General features: G+C 60.8%; 12 protein-coding genes and 1 pseudogene. 3 read left to right on the forward strand and 10 right to left on the reverse strand.

The features are described from left to right. Positions 1-39: 39 nt before the first annotated feature. The 4 genes from HBR94_RS16010 to betI form a co-directional block, all read right to left on the reverse strand. A complete protein-coding gene (locus tag HBR94_RS16010; RefSeq protein ID WP_029297314.1) occupies positions 40-735 on the reverse strand; it encodes an RraA family protein in 696 nt (231 codons plus the stop codon). 246 nt (positions 736-981) lie between these two features. Beyond that, positions 982-2,682 (reverse strand): choline dehydrogenase, encoded by a 1,701-nt coding sequence (gene betA / locus HBR94_RS16015; RefSeq protein WP_057440344.1) that lies wholly within the window; start codon positions 2,680-2,682, stop codon positions 982-984. Positions 2,683-2,806: 124 nt separating this feature from the next. After that, the gene (betB, locus tag HBR94_RS16020; RefSeq protein ID WP_057444317.1) at positions 2,807-4,279 is read right to left on the reverse strand and encodes a betaine-aldehyde dehydrogenase; all 1,473 of its coding nucleotides are present in this window, start codon (positions 4,277-4,279) and stop codon (positions 2,807-2,809) included. Positions 4,280-4,390: 111 nt separating this feature from the next. Then, positions 4,391-4,984, reverse strand: a complete 594-nt coding sequence (betI, locus tag HBR94_RS16025) for a transcriptional regulator BetI (protein WP_057440248.1) — start codon at positions 4,982-4,984, stop codon at positions 4,391-4,393. A 378-nt stretch (positions 4,985-5,362) separates the two neighbouring features. Between betI and HBR94_RS16030 the strand changes: the two genes are divergently transcribed. After that, positions 5,363-7,300 carry a BCCT family transporter gene (locus tag HBR94_RS16030; protein ID WP_232545555.1) on the forward strand — a complete coding sequence of 646 codons (1,938 nt, stop codon included), beginning with the start codon at positions 5,363-5,365 and terminating at the stop codon, positions 7,298-7,300. A gap of 152 nt (positions 7,301-7,452) precedes the next feature. On the opposite strand, the gene choV is transcribed toward HBR94_RS16030, so the two are convergent. From choV to HBR94_RS16045, 3 genes are all read right to left on the reverse strand, one after another. Further along, the gene (gene choV, locus HBR94_RS16035; RefSeq protein WP_029300678.1) at positions 7,453-8,631 is read right to left on the reverse strand and encodes a choline ABC transporter ATP-binding protein; all 1,179 of its coding nucleotides are present in this window, start codon (positions 8,629-8,631) and stop codon (positions 7,453-7,455) included. Further along, complete coding sequence (gene choW / locus HBR94_RS16040; RefSeq protein WP_057440251.1) at positions 8,628-9,473, reverse strand: choline ABC transporter permease subunit; 846 nt, start codon at positions 9,471-9,473, stop codon at positions 8,628-8,630. Before choW ends, choV begins: the two co-directional genes overlap by 4 nt. A 66-nt stretch (positions 9,474-9,539) precedes the next feature. Beyond that, the gene (locus HBR94_RS16045) at positions 9,540-10,487 is read right to left on the reverse strand and encodes a choline ABC transporter substrate-binding protein (RefSeq protein ID WP_057960844.1); all 948 of its coding nucleotides are present in this window, start codon (positions 10,485-10,487) and stop codon (positions 9,540-9,542) included. 427 nt (positions 10,488-10,914) lie between these two features. Between HBR94_RS16045 and HBR94_RS16050 the strand changes: the two genes are divergently transcribed. Both HBR94_RS16050 and HBR94_RS16055 read left to right on the forward strand, forming a co-directional pair. Beyond that, positions 10,915-12,291, forward strand: coding sequence for an L-serine ammonia-lyase (locus tag HBR94_RS16050; protein ID WP_170045180.1), 1,377 nt, complete (start codon positions 10,915-10,917; stop codon positions 12,289-12,291). Positions 12,292-12,867: 576 nt separating this feature from the next. Then, positions 12,868-13,971 (forward strand): GlxA family transcriptional regulator, encoded by a 1,104-nt coding sequence (locus HBR94_RS16055; protein ID WP_029300670.1) that lies wholly within the window; start codon positions 12,868-12,870, stop codon positions 13,969-13,971. A gap of 95 nt (positions 13,972-14,066) precedes the next feature. Here the strand turns inward: HBR94_RS16055 and HBR94_RS16060 are convergent, their stop codons facing one another. The 3 genes and pseudogenes from HBR94_RS16060 to HBR94_RS16070 form a co-directional block, all read right to left on the reverse strand. After that, entirely contained in the window at positions 14,067-14,330 is a 264-nt protein-coding gene (locus HBR94_RS16060) for a hypothetical protein (protein WP_057440253.1), read from the reverse strand. A 215-nt stretch (positions 14,331-14,545) separates the two neighbouring features. Further along, positions 14,546-15,042, reverse strand: a pseudogene (locus HBR94_RS16065) (thioesterase family protein). 73 nt (positions 15,043-15,115) lie between these two features. Further along, a complete protein-coding gene (locus tag HBR94_RS16070; RefSeq protein ID WP_057440255.1) occupies positions 15,116-16,081 on the reverse strand; it encodes an L-carnitine dehydrogenase in 966 nt (321 codons plus the stop codon). Positions 16,082-16,109: the final 28 nt, after the last annotated feature.

Raw genomic sequence — 16,109 nt, forward strand, 5'->3', positions numbered from 1 at the left:
TGTGTGAGCTGGCTTGCCTGCGATGCTTTTGCCTTGGCTTTAGACCGGGCAACCCTTGGCGCGCAGGATGGCGTCAAAGCGGTCAGGGTCCAGGGTGCCGGCTTCGATGGCAGCCAGTGTGGCTTTCTCGCGGGCCAGCAGGTCATGGCAGCGCACCAGCAATTCCGGCAGTTCGCTGCGCGAGGCGGCGACCACGCCGTCGCCATCGCCGATCATCAGGTCGCCAGGGGCTACCAGCATGCCAGCGCAGGAGATCGGCACGTTGATCTCGCCGCCGCCGTCAGTGCTCGGGCCACGGTGTACGCCGCCGATGGCGTAGGCCGGCAGTTCGCCGGTCTGCCATTCGTCGAGGTCGCGCAGGGCGCCGTTGATCACCACACCGACAATGCCGGCCTTCAGGGCCATGGCGCGCATGATGCCGCCGAACACCGCGCGGGTCAGGTCGGCGCTGCCGTCGATCACCAGCACATCGCCCGGGCGGGCCATCTGCATGGCTTTGAGAATCATCAGGTTGTCACCGGGGCGCACCCGCACGGTGAGGGCGCTGCCGAGCATTGGTGCATTGCCGTGGAAGGCTTTCAGGCCCAGGCCACCGACGTTACGGCCCAGGCAGTCGCTGACGGCCGCCGCCGGGATCTTGCTGAATTCCTTCAGCCATTTCGGGTCCAGCGGTTCAACGTTTGGATTGATCAGGAAGCCGGTAGGCCATTTGCTCGAAGAAACGACATCAAACATGAGAAAGCCTCGTGGCCAGGCAGAAGCCGGCGTGTCGGTAGGAAGGTGAAACGTTTGCGCGAGGGACTAGATTAGGCCGGCGCGGGGGGTGGGATCAAGGGCGGGGCAGTGTAGGAAGAGTCTGGGAAGATGGGTGTTGGCTGGTCGGGTCTTATCGGGAGCAAGCCCCCTCCCACATTTTGATGTGTGAATACGTTCAAATGTGGGAGCGGGCTTGCCTGCGATAAGAGCGCCGCGGTGTAACGGTTACTGCGCGGTCGGACCCACTTCACGCAACGGCTTGCCACGCACCGGCGCATCGCCGGCCACGTAGTAGTCCGCGGTGCTGCGCGGCAACTGGCGGCCACGCATCTTGTCGGCGATTTTCTCGGCGATCATGATGGTTGGCGCGTTCAGGTTGCCGGTGGTGATGATCGGCATGATCGACGCATCGACCACCCGCAGGCCCTGCATGCCATGCACGCGGCCTTCGCCATCGACCACAGCCATTTCGTCGGTGCCCATCTTGCACGAGCAGGACGGGTGGAACGCGGTTTCGGCGTGCTCGCGGATGAACTTGTCCAGTTGCTCGTCGGTTTGCACGTCGATGCCCGGGCTGATTTCACGGCCACGGAACGCGTCCAGTGCCGGCTGCTGCATGATTTCACGGGTCAGGCGGATGCCATCGCGGAACTCCTGCCAGTCCTGCTCGGTGGCCATGTAGTTGAAGAGGATGCTCGGGTAGTCCCGTGGGTTCTTCGACTTCACTTGCACGCGGCCACGGCTCGGCGAACGCATGGAGCCCATGTGCGCCTGGAAACCGTGCTCTTTCACACCGTTGCTACCGTTGTAGTTAATCGCGACCGGCAGGAAGTGGTACTGGATGTTCGGCCACTCGAATTCTTCACGGGTGCGGATAAAACCGCCCGCTTCGAACTGGTTGCTGGCGCCGATGCCGGTGCCGTTGAACAGCCATTCGGCACCAATGGCTGGCTGGTTGTACCAGAGCAGCGACGGGTACAGCGAGACCGGCTGGGTGCAGGCGTATTGCAGATACAGTTCCAGGTGGTCCTGCAGGTTTTCACCGACGCCTGGCAGGTCGTGGACCACCGGGATGTCGAGGCTTTCCAGGAGTTTGGCCGGGCCTACACCGGAACGTTGCAGCAATTGCGGCGAGGCGATGGCGCCGCTGCACACCAGCACTTCCTTGCGCGCGCGGGCTTCAACACGCTCTTCGGCGGCACCGATCAGGTAACGCACGCCGACCGCACGCTTGCCTTCGAACAACACTTTGTCGGCCAGGGCATGGGTGACGATGGTCAGGGTCGAGCGCTTCTTGGCGGTGTCCAGGTAGCCACGGGCGGTACTGGCGCGACGGCCGTTCGGCGTCACGGTACGGTCCATCGGGCCGAAACCTTCCTGCTGGTAGCCGTTCAAGTCTTCGGTACGCGGGTAACCGGCCTGCACGCCAGCTTCAACCATGGCGTGGAACAGCGGGTTGTTACCGGCTTTAGGCGTGGTCACGCTGACCGGACCTTCGCCACCGTGGTAGTCGTTCGGGCCGATGTCGCGGGTTTCGGCCTTGCGGAAATACGGCAGGCAGTCGAGGTAGCTCCAGTCTTCCAGGCCTGGCAGTTTTGCCCAGTTGTCGTAGTCCATGGCGTTGCCACGGATGTAGCACATGCCGTTGATCAGCGACGAGCCACCCAGGCCCTTGCCGCGACCACATTCCATACGACGCCCGTCCATATGTGGCTCTGGATCGGTTTCGTAGGCCCAGTTGTAGCGGCGGCCTTGCAGCGGGAATGCCAGGGCGGCGGGCATCTGGGTGCGGAAGTCCAGGCGGTAGTCGGGGCCGCCGGCTTCCAGCAGCAAAACGGTGACGCCTTCGTCTTCGGTCAGACGGGTCGCCAGGGTGTTACCGGCGGAGCCGGCACCCACAATGATGTAGTCGTATTCTTGGGACATAAATGCACCCTCTTTGGAGTTGGTCAGGTCGGGCCCCATCGCAGGCAAGCCAGCTCCCACAATCAAAATGTGGGAGCCGGGCTCGCCCGCGATAGCGGCCCCGCAGGCAATACAGAACTCGGGTTTAGAACACCGAGGCGTAGTCGCCCAGCTCAACCTGTACCGATTTGATGCGGGTGAAGTTGTTCAGCGAGCTGATGCCGTTCTCACGGCCCACACCCGACTGCTTGTAGCCGCCAACCGGCATTTTCGCGTCGGACTCGCCCCAGGCGTTGATCCAGCAGATACCCGCTTCCAACTGATGAATCACGCGGTGGGCGCGGTTCAGGTCCTTTGTCACCAGACCAGCGGCCAGGCCGAAGTCGGTGTCGTTGGCACGACGGATCACTTCTTCTTCGGTCTCGTAGGTGAGGATGCTCATCACCGGGCCAAAGATTTCTTCACGCACGATGGTCATGTCGTCGGTGCAGTCAGTGAACACGGTCGGTGCCACGAATGCGCCCTTGGCGAAGTCGCCGTCGGTCAGGCGGTCGCCGCCGCACAGCAGGCGTGCGCCTTCTTCCTTGCCCTTGGCGATGTAGCCCAGCACGCTTTCCATGTGGGCGAAGCTGACCAGTGGGCCGAAGTTGGTGTTTTCGTCTTCTGGGTTGCCAACGCGGATACGCGCAACACGCTCAACGATCTTGGCTTCAAAGGCGGCTTGCAGGTGCTTTGGAATGAACACACGGGTGCCGTTGGTGCAGACCTGCCCGGAGCTGTAGAAGTTGGCCATCATCGCGGTGTCGGCGGCGCGATCCAGGTCGGCGTCGTCGAAAATGATCAGCGGGGATTTGCCGCCCAGTTCCATGGTGACGTCTTTGAGCGAGGAGCTCGAAGCGCTGGCCATGACCTTCTTGCCGGTGTCGGTACCGCCGGTGAAGGAGATTTTCTCGATGCGTGGGTGCTCGGTCAGCCAGGTGCCGACTTCACGGCCGCTACCGGTCAGAACGTTGAACACGCCATCCGGCACGCCAGCTTCGGTGTAGATTTCGGCCAGCTTCAGGGTGGTCAGCGAGGTGACTTCGCTTGGCTTGAAGATCATCGCGTTGCCGGCAGCCAGGGCTGGGGCGGACTTCCACAGGGCAATCTGGATCGGGTAGTTCCACGCGCCGATACCGGCGACCACGCCCAGCGGCTCGCGGCGGGTGTAGACGAACGAGGTGGTACGCAGCGGGATCTGCTCGCCTTCGATGGCGGGCACCAGGCCTGCGTAGTATTCCAGCACATCGGCGCCGGTGACGATGTCGACGTACTTGGTTTCAGAGAAGGATTTACCGGTGTCCAGGGTTTCCAGGGCCGCCAGTTCATCATTGCGCTCGCGCAGGATTTCCACGGCGCGACGCAGGATGCGCGAACGCTCCATGGCGGTCATGGCGGCCCAGATTTTCTGGCCCTTTTCGGCGCTGACCACCGCACGCTCAACGTCTTCGAATGTGGCGCGTTGCACGTTGGCGAGAACTTCACCGTTAGCCGGGTTGATGGCTTCGAAGGTGGCATCGCTGCCAGCGTCGCTGTAGCCGCCGTCAATGTAGAGTTTTTGCAGTTCGAAACGGGCCATAAAGTCCTCGCAAGTGCATAAGTGGTTGGCGTTAACCACCAAAAGGTGCAGCCATAAGGTTCTGGCAACACCGTTCAGTAGCCGTTCAGGGGTTGAGCGTTTATGTGTGCTCTAACTCACCTGCTTGGCCAATTGGAAATCCATGTATTCGTAAGCGATCCGTTGCGCCTGCTCCGTGTCGAAAGCGTCTCCCGACAGGGCGCCGCGCAACCACAAACCGTCGATCAAGGCCGCCAGGCCTCGGGCTGCGCTGCGTGCATCTTCCAGCGGCAGCACACGGCGGAACTGGCAGCACAGGTTGGAATACAGGCGGTGATCGTTGATCCGCTGCAACCTGTGCAAAGACGGGTGGTGCATGCTGGTGGCCCAGAAGGCCAGCCAGGTTTTCATTGCCGGGCCGTTGACCTGGCTGGCGTCGAAGTTGCCGCCGATAATCACTTGAAGGTGCGCCCGCGGGGTGTCTTCCTTCAATGCCTGCCGGCGTTCGTGGACATTCTCGATCAGCACATTCATCAGGTACCGCATCGTTGCGGCGATCAGGCCGTTCTTGTCCTGAAAGTAGTGACTGATGATGCCGTTCGAGACGCCGGCCAAACGGGCGATCAGCGCAATGCTGGCATCCCCCATCCCGACCTGATCTATGGCCGTCAATGTGGCTTCGATCAACTGCTGGCGGCGTATGGGTTGCATACCGACCTTGGGCATGTAGCACCTCTCCTTAGGCCTGCCAACGGGCGTAAACGTTCGTCGGCGTGAAGGCCAGTCTATTTTGTTTTGATTGAACGTTCAATCAACAAAGAATAAGATCTGCGACAAATGGTCGCTGCCTACAGGTATTTCCTACGTGTCGGCAGACGCATCTGACATCCGTAAAAACCCTTGAAACAGCCCATGACAGCGCGTTGCTGGGGTCTGGGGTTTTTCGGGATGTCTTTATAACACCCGTCCGTCGACTGCCGAAAAATCGATGGCGTGGGTCAAGCGCTGCCTTGTGTCCTCTCTCGCACTGCCCGGAGCCTCTGTGCCATGAGTTCTGCCTCTCTAATAAAGACCCCACCGGAAAAAGTGCGGGTCAACGGTTGGGTGTTCTACACCTCTACCGCGTTGATCCTGTTGTTGACCGCCGTTCTGATCATCGCCCCGCAAGAGGCCGGCAGAATGCTGGGAGTCGCCCAGACCTGGCTCTCGAAAAGCTTTGGCTGGTATTACATGGTGGTTATCGCCGCCTACCTGGTATTTGTGGTGGGCCTGGCGTTTTCGTCCTACGGCAAACTGAAGCTGGGCAGCAAGGCTGATACCCCGGACTTCAGTTACGGCGCCTGGGCCGGCATGTTGTTCTCCTCGGGCATCGGCATTTCGTTGCTGTACTTCGGCGCGTCCGAGCCGTTGGACCACTACTTCAACCCGCCCGAAGGCGCCGCCGCCACCCATATGGCCGCGCGCCAGGCGTTGCAGCTGACCTTCCTGCACTGGGGCCTGCATGGCTGGGCGATCTACGCGCTGGTCGGCCTGGCCGTGGCGTACTTCGCCTACCGCCATAACCAGCCGCTGGCCCTGCGTTCGGCGCTGTACCCATTGATGGGCGAGCGTTGGGTCAAAGGCGCGGCGGGTCACGCGGTGGACGGCTTCGGCATGTTCGTGACCCTGCTGGGTCTGGTGACAAACCTGGGGATTGGTTCGATGCAAGTGTCGTCCGGGTTGGAAAACCTGTTCGGCATGGAGCACAGCAACACCAACCTGCTGATCGTGATCATCGTGATGAGCACCGTGGCGACCATCGCCGCCGTGTCGGGCGTGGAGAACGGCATTCGTCGCTTGTCCAACCTGAACATCGTGCTGTTCAGCGGCCTGCTGATTTTTGTGCTGCTGTTTGGCCCGACCCTGCACCTGCTCAACGGCTTTGTGCAGAACATCGGCGACTACATGAACGGTCTGGTGCTGAAAACCTTCGACCTCTACGTGTACGAAGGCGATGGTGAGAAGTCCGAGCGCTGGATGGGCCTGTGGACCCTGTTCTACTGGGCCTGGTGGATTTCCTGGGCACCGTTCGTGGGCATGTTCATCGCGCGTATTTCCCGTGGCCGTACGGTGCGCGAACTGGTGGCGGGCGTGCTGCTGATCCCGCTGGGCTTTACCCTGGCGTGGCTGTCGATCTTCGGCAACTCGGCCCTGGACCTGGTACTCAACCATGGCGCCGTGGAGCTGGGCAAGACCGCGTTGGAGCAACCCTCCATGGCGATCTACCAGTTGCTGGAGTACTACCCGGCGTCGAAAGTGGTGATCGGCGTGTCGATCTTTGTGGGTTTTGTGCTGTTCCTGACGCCGGCGGATTCCGGCGCGGTGATGATGGCCAACCTGTCGTGCAAAGGTGGCAACGTGGATGAGGATGCGCCGCACTGGCTGCGGATCTTCTGGTCGGCGGTGATCACCCTGGTGACCATCGGCTTGCTGTTTGCTGGCAACTTTGAAGCCATGCAGACCATGGTGGTGCTGGCGGGCTTGCCGTTCTCGGTGGTGCTGATCTTCTTTATGTTCGGTTTGCACAAAGCCATGCGCCAGGACGTGGCCATCGAACAGGAGCAGGCGCAATTGGCCGAACGCGGCCGTCGTGGTTTCAGCGAGCGCCTGACTGCCCAGGACCTGCAGCCGAGCCAGGCCGTGGTGCAGCGCTTTATGGACAAGAAGGTCACCCCGGCGCTGGAAGAAGCCGCCGTGGCCCTGCGCGCCCAAGGGCTGGATGTGCAGACGCTGCTGGGTAAATCCAAGCGCTGCATTGGCGTGCGGATCGAGATGGAAGGCAACCCGTTTGTCTACGAGGTGAGCCTGGACGGCTACCTGGCGGCGCCGAGTGAGTCGATCGAGGCCGACGAGGAGCGTGCGCGCTACTACCGCGCCGAGGTTTACCTGCACAACGGCGGCCAGGAGTACGACCTGATGGGCTTCACCCAGGAGCAGATCACCCGGGATGTGCTCGATCAGTTTGAAAGCCATCGGCAGCTCCTTGGCCGTGTCTATAGCTGATGGTTGAAGGCGGGTGGTGTCGTCACTGACACCATCTGGTCAAAATGTGGGAGCGGGCTTGCTCGCGATTGCGGTGTATCAGTACCAGATTCATTGACTGATACATTGCAATCGCGAGCAAGCCCGCTCCCACATTTGTTTTGTGTTGCCTTTTAGCCCAGGTTCTTGCCCAGCAGGGCGTGGTACAGCTCGCTGTCCCCCAGAATCCCCACCACTTTGTTGTTGTCGTGCAGCACCAGCTTGTTGCCGGTCTGGTAGCGAATCTGCAAGGCATCGCGCATGCCGATATTCGAATCCACCAAGGTCGGTAGCCGCCCCAGGCCTTCCACGGCTTGCCCCGGCGCCCAGTTCTGCAGGTTCATTGCCACGCCATTTTGCCGTGCGCCCTGGATGGTGTTGCCTTCGGCCAGGTCCAGCCACGAATCGCCGCCCGGATCCAGGCATACCGAGCCGTTGACTCGCTTGCAGTTGTCCAGGGTGCGCATCAGGCTGCGGCCGCACAATACGTTCAGCGGGTTGGTATGGGCGACGAAGGTGCGCACATAGTCGTCCGCCGGGTTCAGCACAATTTCTTCCGGCACGCTGTACTGGATGATCTTGCCGTCTTTCATGATCGCGATCCGGCTACCCAGTTTCAGCGCCTCATCCAGGTCGTGGCTGACGAACACGATGGTCTTGCTCAGTTTGCGTTGCAGCTCCAGCAACTCATCCTGCAGGCCTTGGCGGATCAGCGGGTCGAGGGCCGAGAAGGGTTCGTCCATCAGCAGGATATCGGCGTCCATCGCCAGGGCGCGGGCCAGGCCGACGCGCTGTTGCATGCCGCCCGAAAGTTCGTCGGGCTTCTTGTTGCGCCATTGGGTCAGGCCCACCAGCTCAAGCTTCTCGTCCACCAGCTTGCGCCGTTCCTTTTCGGGGCGGCCCTGCATTTCCAGGCCAAAGCTGATGTTTTCACGCACGGTCAGCCAGGGCATCAGGGCGAACTTCTGGAACACCATGGCGATACGCTTGGTGCGCATCATTTTCAGCTCTGCCGGGGTGCATGAGGCGATGTCGATCTGGCGCCCTTCATGCTCGACAAACAACTGGCCACGGCTCACGGTGTTAAGGCCGTTGATACAGCGCAACAGGCTGGATTTGCCGGAGCCGGACAGGCCCATCAGCACGCAGATCTCGCCTTTCTCGATATCCAGGCTGGCCTTTTCCACTCCGACGATCTGCCCGGTCTTTTTCAGGATTTCATTGCGGTGCATTCCCTCGTCCAGCAGCTTGAGGGCTTCGCGTGGGTCTTTGGAAAAAATCACATCGACATTGTCGAATCGGATAATGCTCATGCATCACCCCCTACTTTGGCGTCGGGTTGTTTGCAGATGCGGTCGAGCATGATGGCCAGCAGCACAATCGCCAGGCCGGCTTCAAAGCCCAGGGCAATGTCGGCGGTGTTCAGCGCGTTGACCACGGGTTTGCCGAGGCCGTCGGCGCCCACCAGGGCCGCAATTACCACCATCGACAACGACAGCATGATGCATTGGGTAATACCGGCAGCGATGCTCGGCATGGCGTGGGGCAGTTCGATGCGCGAGAGCAACTGGCGGCGCGAGCAGCCAAAGGCCTTGCCGGCATCCATCAACTCTTGCGGTACATCGCGGATGCCCAGGTAGGTCAGGCGGATCGGCGCGGCAATCGCGAACACCACCGTGGAGATCAGGCCAGGCACCACACCCAGCCCGAAGAGGGTCAGGGTCGGGATAAGGTAAACAAAGGTTGGCACGGTCTGCATCAAGTCGAGCACCGGGCGCATCACGGTGTAGAACATCGGTTTGTGCGCGGCAACAATGCCCAGCGGCACACCGATGACCACGCAGACCAGGGTGGCGAACAGCACCTGGGCCAGGGTCTCCATGGTTTCCTGCCAGTACCCCAGGTTGAGGATCAGCAGGAAGGAGGCAATCACAAATACAGTCAGCCCCCACTTACGTTGAATGTAGTGAGCAAGCAGCGCAATCAGACCGATCAATGCCAGCGGATTGAACCAGGTCAGCGCAAACGTCACGCCGTGGATCATCGTTTCCAGTGTCGATGCGATCGCGTCGAAATAATCGGCGCCGTTCTGCGTCAACCATTCGACGAAGGCAGCGATGTACTGGCCTAGTGGGATTTTCTGTTCAGTCAGCATGGTAGTGAATGTCCACATGCGAAGAGGGAAACATCCTGGGCCGGCGCGCCGGCCCAGGGTCAGCGGTTACTTGTCGAGGTAGGCTTTTACGGCGGCAAGTCCTGGTTTGCCATCAAGGGTGGTGACCCCGGCGAGCCAGGTGTCGAGCACTTGCGGGTTCTTCTTCAGCCAGGCCTTGGCGGCGGCGTCGGGCTTCATTTTGTCGTCGAGGACGTTACCCATCAGGGTGCTTTCCATGTCGAGGGTGAACACCAGGTTTTTCAGGAGCTGGCCGACGTTGCTGCACTCCTGCACGTAGCCCTTGCGGGTGTTGGTGTAGATGGTGGCCTGGCCGTAGTTGGGGCCGAATGAATCGTCACCGCCAGTCAGGTACTTCATCTTGAACCGGGTGTTCATCGGGTGTGGTTCCCAGCCCAGGAATACAATGGCCTGCTCCCGTTTGGTGGCGCGCTCGACTTGCGAGAGCATCCCCGCCTCACTGGACTCGACCACCTTGAAACCTGCGTCTTTCAAGCCGAACTGATTTTTGTCGATCAGGCTCTGGATCGTGCGGTTGCCGTCGTTGCCCGGTTCAATGCCATAGATCTTGCCGCCCAGCTCCTTCTTGAACTTGGCGATATCGGCAAAGTCCTTCAGTCCCTTGTCGTACAGCGCTTGTGGCACTGCCAGGGTGTACTTGGCGTTTTCCAGGTTGGCGCGCACGGTTTCCACGGTGCCGGCATCACGGTACTGCTTGATGTCGTTTTCCATGGTCGGCATCCAGTTGCCGAGGAAGATATCCATGTTTTTGCCATCAGCCAGGGACTTGTAGGTCACGGGCACGGAAATCATCGTGGTCCGGGGCTTGTAGCCCAGGCCCTTGAGGATTTCGCTGGTGGTGGCGGTGGTGACGGTGATATCGGTCCAGCCGACATCGGAGAAGTTGACGGTGCTGCACTGCTCGGGATCAGCAGCGTGGGCCGCAAAGGGAAGACTCAGCATGGCGGCCAACAACAACGGGGGGGAACCTTTCATGGGTTTGGACTCCTGGTGTTTTTCCGGCGGTGCGAGACCGCGCTTATAAGTGTTGCAGTTGGGGCGTGCGAGCAACGTGCAGCCTCGGTACCTTGCAAACGAGTCGAGACTGATCATGTACCAGTGAAAATCTGACGCCTACAGGGTGGGTCGCATCCAGTACAGGGATGGTCGTATCCAGTGTCGGTGACGTCGCATACAGGTTTTTCCACAGGCAAAACTGCACTTTTTCTCGATCTGCGCCGCAAAAAACGGCGATTACGCCCCATTGCGAGGGGACGACGCTGGTGAGCATGGGTATGTCGGTGTCAGACGCCGGACGGCGCAACGAAAGCTTGATGATGCCGCCATCTGGGCGACTTGAGCGTAGCAGCTCCGCCACCAGGCGTTACTGCGCCTGGCCTGTGCTATCGAGGAGTTTCGCGCAATGGCTATCAGCGTTTTCGACCTGTTCAAGATTGGCATCGGGCCGTCCAGTTCCCACACCGTCGGCCCCATGCGGGCCGCGGCGTTGTTCGTCCAGGACTTGCGTGAACGTGCTCTTTTGGAACAGGTGCAGCGTGTCGAAGTTCAGCTGTATGGCTCGTTGTCGGCCACCGGCATCGGGCATGGCAGCGACAATGCAGTGATCATGGGGCTGATGGGCGAGTGGCCGGATGCGATTGATCCGTCGCAGATCGGCCCGCGTATCGAGACCCTGCGTGAGACGCAGACGCTGCTGCTGGACAACCGTGTGCCGGTGCCCTTTGTGTGGTCGCGGGACATGCGCCTGATCGACGAAAACCTGCCGTTCCATCCCAATGCCATGACCCTGGTGGTCTACGGCGCCCAGACCGAGTTGCATCGCGATACCTACTATTCGGTGGGGGGCGGTTTTGTGGTGGATGAGGCCCAGGCGCGCAGCGGCGTGGCGGATATGGACCGCACCGAACTGCCCTATGATTTTTCCAGTGCGATGGAGTTGTTGCAGTTGTGCAACACCCACAACCTGCGGGTTGCCGACCTGATGCTGGCCAATGAAAAGGTCTGGCGCTCCGAGGAAGAAATCCGCAGCGGCCTGATGAAACTCTGGCGTGCCATGCAGGACTGTGTCGAGCAGGGCCTCAAGCATGAAGGCATCCTGCCCGGCGGCTTGAATGTGCGCCGCCGCGCCGCCAAGTTGCACCGCAGTTTGCAGGAGCTGGGCAAGCCGAATGTGATCGGCTCCACCTTGAGCGCCATGGAGTGGGTCAACCTGTTCGCCCTGGCCGTCAACGAAGAAAACGCCGCCGGTGGGCGCATGGTCACCGCACCCACCAATGGCGCGGCGGGGATCATCCCGGCGGTGCTGCACTACTTTATGAAGTTCAGCGAAGAAGTCACCGAGGCCAATGTGGTGGACTACTTCCTCGGTGCGGCGGCCATCGGCATCCTGTGCAAGAAGAATGCGTCGATCTCCGGCGCCGAAGTGGGTTGCCAGGGTGAAGTCGGTTCGGCCTGCGCCATGGCGGCGGCGGGGCTGGCAGAGATTCTTGGCGCCTCGCCGGAGCAGGTGTGCAACGCCGCCGAAATCGGCCTGGAACACAACCTGGGCCTGACCTGCGACCCGGTGGGCGGCCTGGTGCAAGTGCCGTGTATCGAGCGCAATGCGATTGCCGCGGTCAAGGCGATCAATGCCGCGCAGATGGCCCTGCGGGGCGACGGCCAGCACTTTATTTCCCTGGACCGGGTGATCCGCACCATGCGCGATACCGGCGCGGATATGCATGACAAGTACAAGGAGACCTCGCGGGGTGGGTTGGCGGTGAGTGCTGTCGAGTGTTAAGTGAACGCAATGTTCAAAACAGTGAAGATCAAATGTGGGAGCGGGCTTGCTCGAAGACGTCGGCCCAGCAAACGTTGATGTTGACTGACCCACTGCTTTCGCGAGCAAGCCCGCTCCCACAGGGGATCTGCGTTTAACTGACTGGCATTGGGGCTTGCCCGCGATGGTGGTGTGTCGAACCCCACTGCTCATAAAGTGAACACTCCAACCCCAACACGCCACCTTTTAGCGCGTCGCAAACAGATAAGTAGCCCCCAAACGATTTCCCTCCCGACCACCCGTCACCTGTGCGTGTGGTGACACACTTTTCCTACGCCCTGAAAGCGCCTTCCCACAAGTGCTACCGATCTGCTCACAGACCCTGAGCGTAGGCTTTTTCCGAGTCATATCCTCACGCTGCGCGCGGGCTTATATAGACACCTCAACAGGTCGTTTTCAGGAGTTATTGAATACCTATTCAACTTTAGGCATGGCATTTGCTCTATCAATTCAAAGCCTCTCTCCTGACGGATGACGAGCGCAATAACAAGAGCCTCGCCTGAGGCCATTACCTGCTTTGTGTGAGGAGATACCGCGATGACGTCGTTCAACTCCGGGGCCCAACCCCAGAACCGTGCGCCTCAATCCATCGGCTTTTTGCTGCTGGACAATTTCACGCTGATTTCCCTGGCGTCCGCAGTGGAACCACTGCGCATGGCCAACCAATTGTCCGGCCGCGAGCTGTATCGCTGGACTACCTTGAGCGTCGACGGCAACCAGGTATGGGCCAGCGATGGCCTGCAAATCACCCCCGATTGCTCCATGCACAAAGCCCCGGCCCTGGACACCGTGATTGTCTGCGGCGGCGTGGGTATCCAGCGCACCGTGACCCGTGAACATGTGTCGTGGCTGCAAAGCCAGGCGCGCCAGTCCCGTCGTCTCGGCGCGGTGTGCACCGGCAGTTGGGCCCTGGCCTGCGCCGGCTTGCTCGACGGGTTTGATTGCAGCGTGCACTGGGAATGCCTGGCGTCGATGCAGGAAGCCTTCCCACGGGTGTCGATGAGTACGCGCCTGTTCACCCTCGACCGCAATCGCTTCACCAGTTCTGGTGGTACCGCGCCGCTGGACATGATGTTGCACCTGATCAGCCGCGACCATGGCCGTGAACTGTCGGCGGCGATTTCCGAGATGTTCGTGTACGAACGTATCCGCAATGAGCAGGACCACCAGCGCGTGCCGCTCAAGCACATGCTCGGCACCAATCAGCCGAAGCTGCAGGAAATCGTCGCGCTGATGGAAGCCAACCTGGAAGAGCCGATCGACCTCGATGAATTGGCCGTCTATGTCGCCGTCTCGCGGCGTCAGCTGGAGCGGCTGTTCCAGAAATACCTGCACTGCTCGCCGTCGCGCTACTACCTCAAGCTGCGCCTGATCCGCGCCCGGCAGTTGCTCAAGCAAACGCCGATGTCGATCATCGAAGTGGCTTCGGTATGCGGGTTTGTGTCCACGCCGCACTTCTCCAAGTGCTACCGCGAATACTTCGGCATTCCGCCACGGGATGAGCGCGTAGGTTCCAACACCACCCAGCAAGTGGCGATGATGCCGATTCCGCAGGCGCTGGTGTTGTCACCGCTGGCCGGGCCGATGTCGGCGTTGAGCCAGGCGCGCAATGAGTCGACGTTTGCCAGTGTAAGGCTGTAGGCCGAGGCGTCTGCATCGCCGGCAAGCCAGCGCCCACATTTGAAGGTATTCACAGATCAAAATGTGGGCGCTGGCTTGCCGGCGATAGCGGTGTATCAGGCCCCGGAATTCTGTTTGAACTGCATCAGGGCCGGCAACAACTGCTTATCAATCGCCTGGCGCACCGCCGGCAGAATCGTCGCGCTGCTGGTGTACATCTGCTCGACCATACCCTTGAGTGCCTTGGCCCGCGCCTCACTCAAACCGCGTACCGCGCATTCACAGGCCTGCTCGGCGGTGGCGCCGCTGGACACCTCGAAACCCAGGGAGCGCAGTTGGCTCAGCAGGTCATCCTGATCAATCAAATCCGCGTGCATCATGATGTTCATCCTGGTTAGGGGAGCCTTTGATTCTGGTGGGCTGCCAGCGGGTCGGCAAGGGCTGAATGACGCGATGGCTGGAACGACTATGAGCAGGTCGTTTTCGGGCCAGTTGCCGAGGGTGGTTGCGGGCACACTGGTTTTCAAGCAAGCAGAATGAAGGTTTGGTCACCCTCGGCCCGCACGCTCGCACAAAGCACTCTGCCCCGATCCTGTCACGGCTTGATCGGGGCTTTTTTTATTTGCCGGGCAGGCCGATGACGCGACCGAGCAGGGCCGGCCGGGGCAGGTCTGATTGCTCGGTGCTGATGGCCGTCAACCGCTGTGCAACCCCCTCACTGAAGGGGGCCGAGCGTGGCCCCGCCAGGTCGACATGCAGCAGCATCTGCTCATTGCCCGCCAGCTCCCGCTCTTCGCCCACCAGGTGCAGGCTGTGATACAGATGCAGGCGCTTGTTGTCATGGGCGATCAACTGGGTATGCACCTCGACCTCGGCGCCGAGTTTCACTTCGTGCAGGTAATTGAGGTGCAGTTCCAGGGTGAACAGCGAGTGGCCACTGGCTTCGCGGTGGTCGCTGTCCAGGCCCAGGGTGTCCATCAATGCATCGGTGGCGTAGCTGAAGATCAGCAGGTAAAACGCATCGCGCAGATGGCCGTTGTAATCGACCCAGTCAGGGAGGATGTTGGTGGTGTAGGTCGTCAGTGCGGGCATGGCGTCAATTCCAGATCTGTACTCGGTCAACTGCAGGAGCTGGCTTGCCTGCTCCCACAGATATCAACCGCCGTTATTCGGCGAAGCTCATGCCGTGTTTTTGCTTGGTGGTCTTCACCGCCTCCAGCACCGCCAGCAGGCAATCATCACGATAGCGTTCCAGCGCCGAAATGCTATGGCTGCCCAACTGCTCACGGGTGCCATCAACCACATCATCAATTAGTTTGTCGGTCAGCTCCGGCGCCGGCAGGTACGTCCACGGCAACTGCAGTGCCGGCCCGAACTGCGCCATGAAATGCCGCATCCCGGCATCGCCGCCGGCCAGGGTGTAGGTCAGGAAGGTGCCCATGAACGACCAGCGCAAGCCGGCGCCAAAGCGGATCGCATCGTCGATCTCGCCGGTGGTCGCCACCCCATCGTTGACCAAGTGCAACGCCTCACGCCATAGCGCTTCCAGCAAGCGGTCGGCGATAAACCCCGGGACTTCCTTGCGCACATGCAGCGGGCGCATACCGAGAGATTGGTAGACCTTGATCGCGGCCTGGATTGCTTCGGGCGCGGTGTGTTTGCCACCGACCACTTCTACCAGCGGCAGCAGGTAAACCGGGTTGAACGGGTGGCCGACCACGCAGCGTTCCGGGTGCGTGGCGCCTTCATAAAACTCACTGGGCAATAGCCCCGAAGTGCTGGAGCCGATCAAGGCATCGGGTTTGGCCGCTGCGCTGATTTTGCTGTGCAGTTCCAGTTTCAGTTCCAGGCGTTCGGGGGCGCTTTCCTGGATGAAATCGGCGTCTTGCACGCATTCTTCGATGGTCGCGACAAAACGCAGGCGCTCCTGGGAGGCGCCCGGCGCCAGGCCCTGTTGTTCCAGGGCGCCCCAGGCATTGGCAACGCGCTTGCGCAGGGCGGCTTCGGCGCCGGGCGCCGGGTCCCAGGCCACCACATCCAGGCCGTGGGCGAGGGCGCGGGACACCCAGCCGCTGCCGATCACACCGCTGCCCAGGGCGGCGAAGGTTTTGATTTCGGTGATAAAGCTCATTTTGGTAATTTCCAGTGCTAAAGAGGTT

This window comes from Pseudomonas sp. WS 5412 (assembly GCF_012985615.1).
Classification (GTDB): domain Bacteria; phylum Pseudomonadota; class Gammaproteobacteria; order Pseudomonadales; family Pseudomonadaceae; genus Aquipseudomonas; species Aquipseudomonas shahriarae.